Source organism: Aminivibrio sp., assembly GCF_016756745.1.
Lineage (GTDB): Bacteria > Synergistota > Synergistia > Synergistales > Aminobacteriaceae > Aminivibrio.
Map to the genome: position 1 here is coordinate 39,411 of NZ_JAESIH010000033.1, position 15,008 is coordinate 54,418.

The window sequence follows — 15,008 nt, forward strand, 5'->3', positions numbered from 1 at the left end:
GGGAACGCCGGTTTCTCTTTATACCCCGAAAGAAGGTGTCTTTCAATCCCGGGGAGGGTCATCCCTGTAGGATACCTTGCAGAAGGGGGTAACTACAATGTACTTGAGGGGGCGCCTCCGGTCCGGGGAAGATCCCGCCTCGATGGTGAACGCCGGAGAAATGGTGTTCCACTTCGGCGAGTAGGTGCAGAAGGCCGGAATGCCACTGTGATTCGTGAACCAGACGCGCCCCTTTCCGTCATAGATTTCTTCGCTTGCGTCGGCCCACTGTATCTTTAGTCTTTGCTGGGGCACGGAGGTGGAAAGCCTGAAGACAAAGGACCTGCCCGAGAGCAGGGCCTTGTGGAAGATCCGCTGCAGCCACTGGGCGGCGTACTTCCCCTCCCGGACCGCCGTTTCGTCGGAAGGAGGCCCCGCAAAAGAGGAGACGAGAGCCACGGACGCTCCGCCGCCGAGGATGAGACAGATCGCCAGAACCGCCAGCAGTTCCGCCAGGGAGAAGGCCGAACCCAAAAAAAAGGGAGACCGGAAACGCCCCCCCTTTCCAGTACGCTCCAACCTTACCTCCCGCCGCTGATGGCCTCCGCCCCGAGTGCCAGGACCTTCATGTTGGCATCCTGGAATTGGGGAGGAGAAAGTTCCTTCACCGCCCGGGAGACCTCTCCTAAGGAAAGACCGCTCACCCCGGCGCCGCACATGGCCCCCATGAGGAGCACGTTAAGAAAGAGGAAATTTCCTCCCATGTGCTCCTTCAGCAGGGCATACCCTTCCAGGGAATGGACCGAGATCTCCCTGTCCCGGATCATTCCGGCGAGAGCGGAGTTCTCCAGGGCTGCCCGGTCGTGGACGTTCACCACGAGACTGCCCTTCTTCTTCAGGAAATGGAGGTTCCGCACCGCCTCGTTCTGGTCGAAGGCGAGGAGGATGTCCGCTTCTCCGGCCATGACGAGAGGACTCCGGTAATCCCCCACCTTGAAATGGCTGATCACCGACCCGCCCCGCTGGGCCATGCCGTGCACTTCGCTCCCGATGACGGATTCGCCCCGTTCGAGGGCGATCTTCCCGAGGACCTTGCTCGCGAAAAGAATGCCTTGGCCGCCGATGCCCACAATGACGTACTGCATGTTATTCTCCCTCCCCGGAAATTTCCCCTATGGCCCCGTGGGGGCAGACGGAAACACAGACCCCGCAGGACACGCAAAACCGCTCGTCGATGTATGCCTTGCTCTTCTTCTCATCGAAGACGAGGCCGGGACAGTTGAAGAAATTGATGCAGAACTTGCAGCCGATGCACTTTTCCGGGTCCACCTTCACCTGGACCGCCGATTGCTGGGGACGGAGGAGCATGCAGGGATGCCTGAAAATGATCACCGCCGGTTCCGAGCGTGATTTCGCGTGCTCCCAGGCTTCCTTCACCGCTTCCTTTCCAGCGCCGACGTCATAGGCCTCGATAGTCCTGACGAAGGTCACGCCGCAGCCCCTGCAGACGGCCTCGATATCCACTTTCCGGCCTGCGTCTCCCTTCCTGAGCTTTTCGCCCACCGCCGGGTTCGCCTGTCCGCCCGTCATGGCGGTGGTGCTGTTGTCCAGTATGGCGAGAACGAAAGCATGCCTGTTGTAAACGGCACTCGCCAGACCGGGCAGCCCCATGTGGAAAAAGGTGGAATCCCCGATGGTGCTCACGATGGGGCGTTCCATCCCCGCAGCCTTGTGGACAAGGAAAAATCCGGATCCCATGGTTACCGAGGCTCCCATGTCCATCACGGCATCCACTGCCTTCTGGTTTACTCCGAGGGTATAACAGCCGATGTCCGAGGGGTTTACCGCGTTGGGCAGGGCCTGCCTGATGGAAAAAAAGCTCGCCCGGTGGGGGCACCCGGGGCAGAGCATGGGCTTCCTGGGGGTGATCTTCAGCTCCTCCATGGCTTGTCTGAGAAGGGGCGATCCTTCCCCTGCGGGATGATCCATCCCGAGGATCTTTGCGAGAATGTCCGCGACAGTCTCCGGAAGAAGCTCTCCGGCCCCGGGAACGATCCCGTTCCACCGGCCGAGGATGCCCGTTCTGTCGGGAAGCTGCATTTCCATCACCGGGTATGTTTCTTCGAGGAAAAGCACCTTCGGTTGGCGGGAGATGAAATCGGTCACCATCTTCACCGGCAGGGGATGGGGCGTGCCGATCTTGAGCACCGCCACATCCTCCCGGCCCCACCCCTTCAGGATGTCGCTGACTACGGAAAAGCAGACCCCGGAGGCCACGATGCCCAGGACGCTCTTTTCCTTCGAGGGGACTTCGTAGTTGTACTTTTCGAACTCCGTCTCGAAGGCAGCCCGAATCTCCTCCACCTTGGCGTTCAGCCGGGGATGGTTCACCTTCACGCTGGCGGGAAGGCAGACCCACCGGGAGGGTTCCTTGTCGAACTTCACCTGCCCCTTCGGCGGACGAAGCTCACCGAGCTCCACGTCCTGGCGGCAGTGGTCCACCCGGACACTAGGGCGGAGCATTGTGATGATGCCGAACCGCTCGGAAAGGTCGAAGGCGTCGAAGACCATCTCCCTCGCCTCTGCGGCGGAACAGGGATCGAAGCAGGGGACCTTGGCGAACATGGCGAAATAGCGGCTGTCCTGTTCAGTCTGGGAGCTGTGGGGCCCCGGATCGTCGGCCACGACGAGAAGCATACCGCCCTTGAGCTGGAAGTGGGCGGCGCTCATGAAGGGGTCGGCCGCCACGTTCAGCCCCACCTGCTTCATGACGGCACAGGAGCGGGCGCCGGTGAAGGAGGCGGCGGCGGCCACCTCAAAGGCCACCTTTTCGTTCACGCCCCACTCGACCGCCATGGGGGAGCCCAGTTCGTCGGCGAACTTCGCCACCGCAGGCAGTATTTCGGACGATGGCGTTCCCGGGTAGGCGGACGCCACAAGACACCCCGCTTCAACAATTCCCCTGGCGATTGCCTCGTTTCCCAACAGTATGGCTTTCGTGCTCACTGTACGCGACACCTCCGTCATCCCGCCAGCGCCTCGATCCACCGGCGCAGGGGGTTATCTCCTCTCAGAAGCCTTCCGTTCCGATCCACGAAGGCATGACGGGTCCATCCCGAAGCGATGGGCTTGCCGTCGGCGGCCCGTTCAATGCGGCATTCAAAAACTATGGACGATGCCTTCACTTCACCGATTTTCGTGAAAATTGTAATTTCGTCCTCGTACCTGGCAGGATGCTTGTAGCGGCAGTGGGATTCCACCACGGGAAGGAAAATACCCTCATCCTCCCAGTCGGCGTAGGATTTTCCGTGGGCGCGGCAGAATTCCGTCCGGCCCACCTCGAACCAGTAGAGATAATTTGCGTAATAGGCGACTCCCATCCGATCGGTATCGCCGTACCTGACCCTCAGGGCGTACGGATATTCGGAGGACATCGGAATTACCTCCTCTGCGGTGCGGATTTCTTCCTCCCGGGGAAAGACAGCGGAAAATACTCAGGAGTTAGGGAGGCAAGTGCGGTTTTTTCTGTGATTATATACAAATTTGCACCTGGGGGCAAGAATTTTTTATCATCCTAAATCCGCAGGCAGCGGGGAGTGTCACCGGGGAACGCTTGGGCGGGGGGTGCAGATTGTCGTCCTTGACAACTGCCCAAGCGATCAACACGGCTCCCTGCGTTCGCCGGTTGCCTGCTTGTGAAACCGACATCCGTGTCGGTTTCTCTCCCCCGGGCGCCCTCCCCCAGGGGATAATCTCTTCGCCCCTGGCGGGGCGAATTCACCTTATGCCCGGCGACATTCCCTCTGCCTGAAAAATTTGCGGATTTAGGATCATCCTGATGGCTTCAGGATCGAGAAATTATTATCACCTGCATTTGTTCATGTGGGCGGCCATGAGGCAGTCCGACGGCACCACATCATATCCTTTCCCCTCCAGCTCTGCGGCGAGTTCTTCATTCTCCGCCCCCGGCTGGAACCAGACCACGGGCCGTGAAGACAGCTTCTCCAGGTCGGCCGCCACATTTTCCTGCTGTTTCGCCGAAAGGAACAGGGCGACCACGTCAACCTCACCTTCGAGAAATTCGAGCCCGGCAACGCAGGGTCTCCCCAGGATCTCCGTCCCCGCATACCCTGGATTCACGGGGTAGAGGGTGAAGCCCGCCCCCGCAAGATAACTCATGACCCGGAAGACGGGGCGGTCCTCCTTCGGCGAGGCTCCCACCACCGCCACCCTTGACGGAGTGCATACGAACCTCTCAAGAATCTCTTCTTTTTTCACCAGGAATCACCTCACGAGAAAAATCGGTCCACTCCCGACCATTATACTCTCCGCAGAATTCGCCTGCGTCGCTCCTTCATCCGTTGGCAACAACGGAAAATACATGTATAATCTCCTCGTTCCGCGGAGGGCTGTCCGAGTGGTCTATGGTGGCTGACTTGAAATCAGCTGGGCGAAAGCCCCAGGGGTTCGAATCCTCTGCCCTCCGCCATTTTTCCGCAAAAGAGGAAGCTTCACGAATGAAAAACGGCCCCGCCGGGGGACCGTTTTTGCGGCTGATTCGTCTCGGAAGGACTTTTCGCCCCGCTACTCCACAACGTTTTCCAGGGTTCCGATCCCTTCGATCTTCACCTGCATGACGTCACCCTTTTTCACGGGCCCGATGCCCGACGGGGTGCCGGTAATGATCACGTCGCCCGGCAGGAGGGTCATGACTTTCGAGATGTGGCTCACCAGCACGTCCACGGGGAAGATGAAGTTGCTCGTCCTGGAGTGCTGGACCTGCTTCCCGTTCAGGTACATGCCGATCTCGAGGTCGGAGGGGTCAATACCGGCGACGATCCACGGTCCGAGGGGGCAGAAGGTGTCGAAGGCCTTGGACCGGGTCCACTGTCCGTCCCTGGATTGGAGGTCCCGAGCCGTGACGTCGTTGGCGCAGGTGTAGCCCAGGATGCAGTCCTTCGCCTCATCGGGTTCCACGGAGGAACATTTTCTGCCGATGACGACCGCGAGCTCGGCTTCGTAGTCCACACGCTCCGACATGTGTCCGGGATAAACCACTGGGTCGCCGTGGGCAATGACCGTGGTGGAAGGCTTCAGGAACAGAAGGGGTTCCCCGGGGATGGGAAGACCCACCTCGATGGCGTGGTCCCGGTAATTGAGTCCCACCGCCGCTACCTTGGAGGGCTCGACAGGGGAAAGGAAACGCTCCGCCTCGTCCACCGACCCGAGGGCGGGGCCCCGGGAACATTCGCCGAACATATCACCTTCCAGCCGGTAGATGATGCCGTTCTCCACCAGCCCCGTTTCTCTTTTTCCCTTTATGACGCACCGTACGAACGTTCTCTTCATTTTTCTCTCCTCCGGCTTGTTTCCCATGGATTATCCGACTGAAATACCGAGACAATTCTACCATAGAAAAAATGACCCTGAGAAAGAGGATTTATCCCCCTTCGCCGCCTGAAAATAGGGACCTAAATCCGCAGGCAGCGGGGAGTGTCACCGGGGAACGCTTGGGCGGGGGGTGCAGATTGTCATCCTTGACAACTGCCCAAGCGATCAACACGGCTCCCTGCGTTCGCCGGTTGCCTGCTTGTGAAACCGACATCCGTGTCGGTTTCTCTCCCCCGGGCGCCCTCCCCCAGGGGATAATCTCTTCGCCCCTGGCGGGGCGAATTCACCTTATGCCCGGCGACATTCCCTCTGCCTGAAAAACCTGCGGATTTAGGGGGGAATTCGCTTCTTGACAATCCTCCCGGTACGCCGTAAGTTGTAACATTATCGTTACATGCCTGTAACATCGCTGAAGACTTTTCTCCCGCTTTCAGGGCAAGGGCCCCCGCAGGGCGCCCGGAAAGAAAAGGTACTTCCCGGAGGCAGGCTGTACCGAGGAGGGAGGGACTGTAGAGATGTTCCGGAAGAAAAACGAGAAGGTTGAATCCCTTCTGTATTCCGCCGACAGGGCGAAAATCATTTCCATGGTCCGTGAGATGGGGTCCATGGCGAGCGAGGCGTTCTCCGGCGCTGTCCGTTCACTGATAGAGCGGAACGACGCCCTGGCGGACGAAGTCATCCGTTCGGATGATGCCATAGATGATCTCGAGGCATCCATCGACCAGGAATGTCTGAGTTCCATCGCCATGCGCCAGCCCGTCCGGGAGGACCTCAGGTTTGTTTTCGCCGTCCTGAAGATCATCACCGACCTCGAGCGCATCGGCGACCAAGGCGTGAACATCGCGAAAAAGGCCAAGACCCTGAACCGGTATCCTCTTCTGAAGCCGCTGGTGGACATCCCGAAGATGAAGGTCATTGCCGCGGAGATGGTGGCCGACTCCCTCAAGTCCTTCGAAGAGAACGACACCGCCCTCGCCGAGGACGTCTGCCTCAGGGACGATGAGCTTGACATCCTCTACGAAAACATTTTCGACGAACTCCTTCTCATCATCGGCAACAAGCCCGAAGGAGACCTGGCCACCGCCCAGTGCGCCGCCGGGCTCCTCTGGGTGGCGCGTCATCTCGCCAGGATAGGCGATCACGCCACAAACGTGGCGGAACGGGTGTTCTTCATGGTCAAGGGAGAGCGGCTGAAACCCCTTCTCGAGAAGAAGAAAAAAGCCCTCTCCGAAAGCAAAGGAGGTTGACGCCGGAGAACGACACGGAAGCACGGATCAAAGGACCCCAATTCTGAAAGGAGACGATACTATGAAAAAAATGGTTCTGGCTATTCTCGTTCTGTGTCTCGCCCTCGGAACGGGGGCGGCCCTCGCCGCGGAATACCCGACGAAGCCGGTCACCATCATCGTGGCGTCCAACGCGGGCGGCGGCACCGACACCATGGCGAGGCTCTTCGCCAAGTTCGCCGAGAAGTACTTCCCCCAGCCCTTCGTGATCAACAACATCGACGGCGCCGGCGGCCTGAGGGGCTTCGATGCCCTCGCTCGGGCGAAAAAGGACGGCTACACCATCGGAACCCTGTACACGCCTCACGTGACGGCCCACATTTCCGCCAAGCGGGCAAAGTATACCCTCGATGACTTCGCCATGCTGTTCAACTTTGTCACCGACCCAGGCGTCCTGGTAGTCCCCGCTTCCAGCCCCTTCAATTCCATCCGGGACATCATCGACGCCGATAAGGCGGCTCCCGGGACCCTCACCGGCTCCACGTCCGGCCCCGGCAGCGACGACGCCTTCGCCCTCGCCCAGTTCAACGAGGCCACGGGCTGTACCGTGAAGAGCGTTCCCTCCACGGGATCCTCCAACGCCAAGGCCACCGTCATGGGGGGACACGTATCCATGGGATTCATGAACCTCTCCCAGATCGAGTCGAACCTCAAGGCCGGCGAAATCCGGGTCCTGGCCATAATGACCGCCAAGAGACACCCCAACGTGCCCGAAATCCCCACCTTCACCGAACTGGGCTACAAGGTAATCTCCGACTCGTCCAGGGGATTCGCCGCTCCCGCGGGCATTCCCGAGGATGCCCTGAAGAAACTCGTGGAAACCTTCGAGAAAGTCCTTGCCGACGAGGAATTCCAGGCAGCGGCCAAGGGACAGCTGCAGATGAACGTGATGACTCCCGGGGAGTACAAGGCGTACCTTGAAGACCTTCTTGTGATCACCAACAAGGCCTACGAGAAGGACCCCTGGTAGATCGAGGCTCATTCCATGACCCGATCTTCCATGAACCGTCTCTTCGCGGTCGGAGGATTGGGACTTTCCGCCGCCCTGTTCCTTGGGGCAAACAGCTTTCCCGACCGGGCCGCGGATGCGGCCCGGTATATCTTTTTCCTGGCGGGAATGCTCGCGGTGCTGTCCCTGATCCTTTTCCTGCAGAAGACACCGTCGCCCGATTCCCATGTCCGGTGGGTCCGCTCACCGAAGAATTTCACACTGACAGTGGCATCCATGGCAGCCTACGGAATACTTACATCCTACCTCGGCTTTTTCCCGGCCAGCGCCCTTTTCATGGTCGCTCTGTCCTGGATGCTCGGCTTCAGGCGCCCCGTCTTCATTCTCCTGGGGACCGCCCTGATCCTTGGCTTCGTCCGGCTCGTGTTCGTTCATTTCCTTGGGGTACCCATACCCATGGGCATCTGGGGAGAATAGACCATGACTGAATTCTTTCTGCCCGCGCTTTCGGAACTGATGAACCCCGGCGTTCTCTTCGCCATTTTTTCCGGCACCGTGGTCGGCATCATTGTGGGCGCCATACCCGGCCTCACCGCCACCATGGCAGTGGCCCTGCTCATCCCGGTCACCTTCGGCATGAACCCTCTCATGGGCCTTGCCATCATGGGCGGAGTCTACAGCGGAGGCATGTACGGAGGAGCCATATCCTCCATCCTCCTCTCCACGCCGGGCACTCCCGCCGCCGCCGCCACAGCCTTCGACGGCTATCCCATGACCAGGCAGGGCAAGGGCGGCACGGCGCTCACCGTGGCCACCTGGGCCAGCTTCTGGGGCGGCATCATCTCCACGGTGGCCCTGCTTCTCATGGCCCCCGCCCTGGCCAAATTTTCCCTGCGATTCGGCCCTCCTGAATATTTCGTCCTGGCTATCATGGGCCTTTCCAGCATCGTCACCCTGACAAAGGGCAGCATGGTGAAGGGGCTGATCTCCGGATTTCTCGGCCTCGTTCTGGCCACTGTCGGCATGGATCCCCTCTCGGGCTACATGCGCTTCACCTTCAACATCGTGGACCTCTACGACGGCATCCCCTTCATGCCGGCTCTCATCGGCCTCTTTTCCGTAAGCCAGATCCTGGACCTGACGGCGGAGATCCGCATCGTGAACGACCTGAGCGACACCATCTCTTCAATCAAGCGGAGCAGGCTTCCGAAAGGACTCGCCCCTACCATCGTCAGGGGGGGCATCATCGGGACCATCGTGGGAATGCTTCCCGGTGCAGGTGCGACCATTTCTTCCTTCATTTCCTACAACTTCGCGAAGCAGAGCTCGAAGGATTCAGACACCTTCGGCAAGGGGAACCCCAAGGGAGTGGCCGCCTCCGAAAGCGCCAACAACGGCTGCGTCGGCGGGTCCCTCATTCCCCTGCTGACCCTCGGAATTCCGGGAAACAGCGTGGCGGCGGCTCTCATGGGAGGTCTCATGATCCATGGGCTCATCCCGGGACCGGAGCTGTTCTCCAAGTACGGGACCATGACGTACGGGTTCATCATCTCCCTCTTCCTGGCCAATATCATCTTCCTGGTGCTGGGAATCTACATGGCCCCCTACTTCGCCCGGGTGACCTCCACCCCCAACGCTCTCCTGATTCCTGGCATCGCCGTTCTTTCGGTCATCGGCAGCTACGCCATCAACAACAACATGTTCGACGTGTGGCTCATGTTCGGCTTCGGTGTCGTCGGCTACTTCCTCGAAAAGGGAGGATTCTCCACAGGGGCCCTTGTATTGGGGCTCATCCTCGGCCCCATTGCGGAACTGGGCTTCGGCCAGTCCCTCATCATGGCCGCAGGCTCCCCCATGATTTTCTTTGAGCGGCCCCTCTGTCTGCTTCTCTGGGCCATTACCATTCTTCTCATGGTTCCGGCTTTTTCGGGCCATTTCAAGAAGAGCAGGAACAAGGTGGACTGAAAATAGCGGGCCGACCTTCAGGGCCGGCCCGCTATTTCGTTCCGGGCTTCTTCGCCTCGACATTTCTTTTCCTTTGTGATAGTTTTTTCCCGTTGATTCCAATCCTGCCCATTTCAAGGAGACGGCATCATGGACAGTGGACCGCACCCTGTAGAGGATTCCACAGCGACGTAGCAGCGCCGCCCGACCTCCCTTCGGCGGAATGCCGGCGCATGCCGGAAGTGTGTAACCGCCGGACATCCCGCATAATGAACCGGTCGAAATGAAAAGGCACGGAGGACGCCCCGCGCGGATGCGTTTCCGTACAGGCCATGGGACAGGGGGGAAGGGTCATGAAGGACACCCGGAACAAGTTTCTCGCAAGCGTTGAAAAACTCTTCGAACGGAAGCAGTTCAAGAACCTGAAGGAACTGCTGAGCGCCATGGAACCCGCGGACATCGCAGAAGTTCCGGCGGAGAAGGCACCCGCGGAGCGGGTCTTCCTCTTCCGCCTCCTTCCCAAGGATCTCGCCATCGAAGTCTTCGAATTTCTCGAGGGAACCGAACGGGAGGAGCTTCTCGGGAGCTTCACCGATTCGGAAGCGGCGGGCATCATCGAGGAGATGTCCGACTACCGACCAGGAAGAAGCGGCGAGGATCATGTCGAAATACGACCTCCAGACCGTCCCCGTGGTAGACAGGGAACACCGCCTCGTGGGCATACTCACTTTCGACGACATTCCGGACATCGTCCAAGAGGAGGCCACCGAGGACTTCGAGCGTATGGCCGGTATCTCCCCAGTGGACGAAAGCTACCTGGACGCGGGGATCCTGACCCTCACCCGAAAGCGGCTGACCTGGCTGCTCGTCTGCATCGTCACCCAGCTTTTTTCGTCCTTCATCCTTAAGCATTACTCCTTCGCCCTCGAAAGTGTGGCGGCCCTCGCCTTCTTCATCCCCCTCCTCACGGGCACCGGCGGAAACACGGGCACCCAGGCTGCTACGCTTGTGATCCGGGGCTTTACTGTGGGGGAAATCGTCAGGGGGGACCTTTTCAGGGTCATTTCGAAGGAGGCAGTCTCAGGCCTGCTCCTGGGGGTTTCTCTCGCGGTGCCGGCCTCTATCCGGGCCTGGACCATGGGGACGGGGTACGGCGTGGCTTTCACCGTGGCGGTGTCCGTGGTGGGGGTGGTCATGCTGGGCAACATGGTGGGAGCCTTCCTCCCCTTCGCGGCGAAAAAACTGGACATCGACCCGGCAGTCATGTCCGGTCCCTTCATTACCACCGTGGTGGACATCCTGGGGCTGCTGCTCTACTTCGAAGTAGCCCGGAGAGTGCTTGTACTGGGGTGACCTCCTCTACGGAAACCAGGCGGCACTGGAAAAGGGGCAGCGTCCGCTGCCCCTTTATTTTTCAAATTTCATGTCGCCGGGCCGGATGTGTCCCGTCCTCCTGAGAATTTCCGAGAAGAGAAGAGAAAGTACAGCGGGGAGAAGGAAGTGAAGCAGCAGAATCCCCGGCCAGGCTGAGGAGCCCATGACAGCGAGGGTGGAGACCTGTCCCACCAGGCCGCTGGTTCCCATGCCGGCACCGACGGGGCTGTTCTCCATCCGGAAGACCACGGTGGAAAGGGGGCCGAGCACGGCCGCCGCCGCAGTGGGGGGAACCCAGATCCAAGGGTTCCGTATGATGTTGGGAATCTGGAGCATGGAGGTGCCCAGCCCCTGGGCGATGAGCCCTCCCGTTCCGTTCTCCCGGAAACTCGCCACGGCGAAGCCGATCATCTGGCAGCAGCACCCCGTCGTGGAGGCTCCCGCGGCAAGGCCGGAAAGCCCCAGGGAAATGGACAGGGCGGCGCTGCTGATGGGCAGGGTGAGGATCATTCCCATGGCGACGGAAAGGACAATCCCCATGGGAAAGGGGTGAAGGGCGGCGGCGGCGTTGATGGCGCTGCCGAGCCAGTACATCATCCGGGCGACCGCAGGACCAGCGACCACACCCACCGCGCCGCCGGCGACTATGGTGGCGGCGGGAACGAGCACGATATCCACGCTCGTTTTTCCGGCGACCCTCCGGGACACTTCCGCTCCCGCCCAGGAGGCCGCGAGGGCGCCCACAGGCTCGCCTACGGCGGCGGCAGTGCCGGAAAAGGTCCCTGCACCCACGGCCCCGGCGATGAGAGAGGAAAAAATGCCCAGGGGCGGTGCCCCGACGGCAAATGCAACCCCGGCGCCGATGGCGGGGCCCATGAGGAGCTGGGCGACCCGGCCGAAGTGTTCGAGGTGGGGGAGGGAGAGCAGTTGGCCGCACTGCCGGAGGATAAGACCGATGATGAGGGAGGAAAAAAGGCCGAGGGCCATCCCGTTCAAGACCTTGATCAGGTACCCCCGAAAAGGAGAAGACGCCGTTCCTGCCATTGGACCACTTCCTTTACAGGTGTCTTGTCACATGTAAAGGATACACCCTTATTTTCCCTCCGGCAAGTAGTTCTTTTCATCGAGTCTGACGAGCAGACGCTCCCATACCTCCTCGCCGTCCACTTCCAGGGTGTGGAGGTGAACGCCCCCCGTCAGGGAGGAGAGAGGTTCCCCTGCGCTCTTCCTGATGGACTCCATGAAACGGGCCACGTCGGCGGGAGTGGAGAGCATGAGATTGCCGGTGATTTCCCCGTAGAGGGGATGCTCCACGATGACGTTGAGCACCTTCGCCCCGCAGCCCACCATGATCAGGAGCTCCTCCTCCATGGATTCGTAGTCCCTGTGCCTTGTGACCACGGTCTTCACAAGCTTTCCCGTCCCTTCGGGGCGCATCAGGATATAGCCCCTGGGGGTGGCCGTCACGGGAAGGCCTTCCGCCCGGAGCACCGCCATGTCCTGGACGATCACCTGCCTGCTGACGCCGAACCGGGAGGCCAGGTCACTTCCCGTGACCGCCTCTCCCGCCCCGGAGAGTTCTGCGGCGATCATCCGCCTCCGCTCATCGGTCTTCATGCCGATTCCTCCTTTCACGGACCCGGCCGAGAACATTTCCGAAGTTCCGGAGTTCCGTCCGGAGGACTTCCGCCATAGGGGCGCCGTTCCCGTCCTCCCGCCACGATTTCTCCGCTCTCCAGGCCGCTGCCCGGACTCTTTCCGCCCCGATGTTGGCCGACATCCCCTTCAGGGTGTGGGCGGCCTCAGCCGCCGCCTTCCCGTCCCCCCGCTCTTCCGCGTCTGCCATCCGGTCAAGAATCTCAAGGGCATCCTCGAGATATTCCCCCGCAAGAGCATCGAGTTCCTCTCCCTCGATGTTCAGCCTCCGTACGGCTTCTTCCCTGCAGTACACTCCGTCGATTCCTTCCGCCGGGGCGTCGCTTTGCTCCGGCCTGCGCCGGGACAGATGGATCGAGAGTTTTTCTTCGAGATCCCTGAACCTGACCGGCTTCGGAAGATAATCGTCCATTCCTGCGGCCAGACACTTCTCCCGGTCTCCCGGCAGGGCATGGGCCGTCATGGCGATCACGGGAACGGAGCCGTTGCATCCGGTCCATTCCGGGCTCCGAAGGGCGGATGTGACGTCAAGGCCGTCCTTTCCCGGCATCTGGACGTCCATGAGAACAATGTCAAACCTCTCTGTTTCCAAGATGCGGAGGGCTTCTTCTCCGTCCGCCGCCCCGGTGACGGAACAGCCGAGCTTCTGCAACATCCGTTCCGCCACCATTCTGTTCACACGGCTGTCGTCGGCAATCAGAACCCTGGCCGGGAGAAGAGCACTCCGAGAACTTCCCGTCTGTTCAGAGCCGCCGGGGGAACCCTGCCCCTTTCCCCGGTCAGTCTCAGCAGCGGAGAGAACGGCTTCACGAAAGGGCCCCCGCCGTATCGGGGCGCTTATCCGGCCGGCGAGCCCCTCCCGGAGAAGGTACCCCGTCTCCGGGAATGTCCCCGGGGGGTCTACGGAAAAGAACAGGGCACCCCTCCGGAGGTCAGCCGGGAGCCGGGTTGGAGCCCAGGCCGCTTCCTTTCTCAGCAGGTCCCGGTCGATGAAAACGGCGCACCGCCCTTCCCCGTCTCTCCCGAACCGTTTCTCAAGCAGGTTTCTCAGGTCCTCCGGGCTGTCCGCGCTCCGGACGGAACAGAGCCACTTCCCTGCCAGGCCGGACGCTTCAGCCTGCCAGGAGGCCCCGCCCCCCGCCAGAACCACGGGAAGCCCCATTAGGTGCTGGTCCACCGGCAGGTCTTCCGCCTCGCCGAAGGGTACCCTGCCGAAGGGCAGTTCGCACCAGAAAACCGATCCGCCGCCGCTGCGGGGGGTCATTCCCAAGGATCCTCCCATGGCCTCCACGAGCCTCCTGCAGATGGAAAGGCCAAGTCCCGTCCCCCCGAACCGGCGGGTCATGGAAGGATCTCCCTGGGAAAAGGGCTGAAAGAGCGTCCCCGCAGCGTTTTCAGGAACACCGATGCCCGTGTCGGACACGGAAAAGCGAAGCACGAGACCCTTGATTCCCGAATCCACGGGAGAGACGTCCAGCCGCACCTCACCGGACAGCGTGAATTTCACGGCGTTCCCCAGGAGGTTCCCCAGTATCTGGCGGGTACGCACCGGGTCGCCCTGCAGGACGGACGGAACGGAAGGGTCCACGGAAAAGGCCGTGTCAAGCCCCTTTCCCGCTCCCCGAACCGCCGTCTCTGTGACCAGATCTTCCACCATCTCTCTCAAATCGAAGGGGACCGATTCCAGGACAAGCTTTCCCGCCTCAAGCTTCGACAGGTCGAGGATTTCGTCCACCAGCGACAGCAGGTGTTCGGCGCTCCTCCGTATGGTCTCGGCGCATTCTTCCTGTTCCTTCGGCAAGGGTGAATCCAGAAGGAGATCGGTCATCCCGAGGATTCCGTTCAGCGGAGTGCGGATTTCGTGGCTCATGTTCGCCAGGAAGGCGCTTTTCACATTTTCCGCCCTTCCGGCCTCCTCGGCCAGGCCTTCGGCCCGTTTTCTCTCCTCCTCCAGCTCCCTGTTCTTCGCCTCAAGCTCGCTCATAGCCCCGACAAGCTTCTCCTTCGCCCTTTTCCTTTCCGAGCAGTCCCGATGAACCTCCACCAGGGCAACCGTTTCGCCGTCGGCGTTCCGGACCGGCCGGCTCTTCACCTCGAACCATGCGTCCCTCTCCGGGATAAACACTTCCCGCAATTGAAACCGCCCCGTTTCAGCCGCAGGCGCAGACAGGCATCCGCTGCAAGGTTCCTGCCTTCCGAGCAGCTCGAAGCACCTGCGGCCCTTCCCTTCTTCCTGGGAAACCCCGAGGAAGGCGGCCCCCGCACTGTTGAGATAGAGAATGGTCAGGTTCCTGTCTTTCACCGTAACGATGTCGTCCGTTTCTCCGATATAGGAGAGGAGAAAGGAGACCACGTCCTCTCCGGGAAAGGGAATTCCTTCACTTCCGCTCCTCGGGCTGTTTTTCACAGGTCTGACCTCCCTTCCGCGG

General features: G+C 60.7%; 14 protein-coding genes, 1 tRNA gene and 1 pseudogene. 7 read left to right on the forward strand and 9 right to left on the reverse strand.

Annotated features, from left to right (window positions below; all coding sequences use genetic code 11):
• Window positions 1-42 precede the first annotated feature (42 nt).
• From JMJ95_RS03790 to JMJ95_RS03810, 5 genes are all read right to left on the reverse strand, one after another.
• A complete protein-coding gene (locus JMJ95_RS03790) occupies window positions 43-558 on the reverse strand; it encodes a hypothetical protein (protein WP_290682805.1) in 516 nt (171 codons plus the stop codon).
• Window positions 559-560: 2 nt separating this feature from the next.
• The gene (locus JMJ95_RS03795; RefSeq protein WP_290682807.1) at window positions 561-1,124 is read right to left on the reverse strand and encodes a 2-oxoacid:acceptor oxidoreductase family protein; all 564 of its coding nucleotides are present in this window, start codon (window positions 1,122-1,124) and stop codon (window positions 561-563) included.
• A 1-nt stretch (window position 1,125) separates the two neighbouring features.
• A complete protein-coding gene (gene iorA / locus JMJ95_RS03800; protein WP_290682809.1) occupies window positions 1,126-3,006 on the reverse strand; it encodes an indolepyruvate ferredoxin oxidoreductase subunit alpha in 1,881 nt (626 codons plus the stop codon).
• The gene (locus JMJ95_RS03805) at window positions 3,003-3,413 is read right to left on the reverse strand and encodes a thioesterase family protein (protein WP_290682811.1); all 411 of its coding nucleotides are present in this window, start codon (window positions 3,411-3,413) and stop codon (window positions 3,003-3,005) included. Before JMJ95_RS03805 ends, iorA begins: the two co-directional genes overlap by 4 nt.
• A 430-nt stretch (window positions 3,414-3,843) precedes the next feature.
• Entirely contained in the window at window positions 3,844-4,257 is a 414-nt protein-coding gene (locus JMJ95_RS03810) for a CoA-binding protein (RefSeq protein WP_290682813.1), read from the reverse strand.
• Between the two features lie 125 nt (window positions 4,258-4,382).
• On the opposite strand from JMJ95_RS03810, the gene JMJ95_RS03815 reads away from it, so the two are divergent.
• Window positions 4,383-4,468 (forward strand) — tRNA-Ser (locus tag JMJ95_RS03815).
• Window positions 4,469-4,563: 95 nt separating this feature from the next.
• Here JMJ95_RS03815 and JMJ95_RS03820 read toward each other — a convergent pair.
• Window positions 4,564-5,328, reverse strand: coding sequence for a fumarylacetoacetate hydrolase family protein (locus tag JMJ95_RS03820; RefSeq protein ID WP_290682815.1), 765 nt, complete (start codon window positions 5,326-5,328; stop codon window positions 4,564-4,566).
• Window positions 5,329-5,885: 557 nt separating this feature from the next.
• Here JMJ95_RS03820 and phoU point away from each other — a divergent pair.
• The 6 genes and pseudogenes from phoU (at window position 5,886) to mgtE (ending at window position 10,902) form a co-directional block, all read left to right on the forward strand.
• Window positions 5,886-6,617, forward strand: a complete 732-nt coding sequence (gene phoU / locus JMJ95_RS03825; protein ID WP_290682817.1) for a phosphate signaling complex protein PhoU — start codon at window positions 5,886-5,888, stop codon at window positions 6,615-6,617.
• Between the two features lie 61 nt (window positions 6,618-6,678).
• Entirely contained in the window at window positions 6,679-7,626 is a 948-nt protein-coding gene (locus tag JMJ95_RS03830) for a tripartite tricarboxylate transporter substrate binding protein (RefSeq protein ID WP_290682819.1), read from the forward strand.
• A 15-nt stretch (window positions 7,627-7,641) separates the two neighbouring features.
• Entirely contained in the window at window positions 7,642-8,082 is a 441-nt protein-coding gene (locus tag JMJ95_RS03835; RefSeq protein ID WP_290682821.1) for a tripartite tricarboxylate transporter TctB family protein, read from the forward strand.
• Between the two features lie 3 nt (window positions 8,083-8,085).
• Entirely contained in the window at window positions 8,086-9,570 is a 1,485-nt protein-coding gene (locus JMJ95_RS03840; RefSeq protein WP_290682822.1) for a tripartite tricarboxylate transporter permease, read from the forward strand.
• 422 nt (window positions 9,571-9,992) lie between these two features.
• Window positions 9,993-10,118: pseudogene (locus JMJ95_RS03845) on the forward strand (hypothetical protein); the annotation flags it as partial.
• A 91-nt stretch (window positions 10,119-10,209) separates the two neighbouring features.
• Window positions 10,210-10,902, forward strand: coding sequence for a magnesium transporter (gene mgtE / locus JMJ95_RS03850; protein ID WP_290682824.1), 693 nt, complete (start codon window positions 10,210-10,212; stop codon window positions 10,900-10,902).
• 54 nt (window positions 10,903-10,956) lie between these two features.
• Here the strand turns inward: mgtE and JMJ95_RS03855 are convergent, their stop codons facing one another.
• From JMJ95_RS03855 to JMJ95_RS03865, 3 genes are read right to left on the reverse strand one after another with little or no spacing between them, the layout of a single operon-like run.
• Entirely contained in the window at window positions 10,957-11,967 is a 1,011-nt protein-coding gene (locus JMJ95_RS03855; RefSeq protein ID WP_290682827.1) for a PTS transporter subunit IIC, read from the reverse strand.
• Between the two features lie 48 nt (window positions 11,968-12,015).
• The gene (locus JMJ95_RS03860) at window positions 12,016-12,540 is read right to left on the reverse strand and encodes a transcription repressor NadR (protein WP_290682829.1); all 525 of its coding nucleotides are present in this window, start codon (window positions 12,538-12,540) and stop codon (window positions 12,016-12,018) included.
• On the reverse strand, window positions 12,527-14,986 hold the full coding sequence (locus JMJ95_RS03865) for a response regulator (RefSeq protein ID WP_290682830.1): 2,460 nt from the start codon (window positions 14,984-14,986) through the stop codon (window positions 12,527-12,529). The genes JMJ95_RS03860 and JMJ95_RS03865 overlap by 14 nt, the downstream gene beginning before the upstream one ends.
• Window positions 14,987-15,008 lie beyond the last annotated feature (22 nt).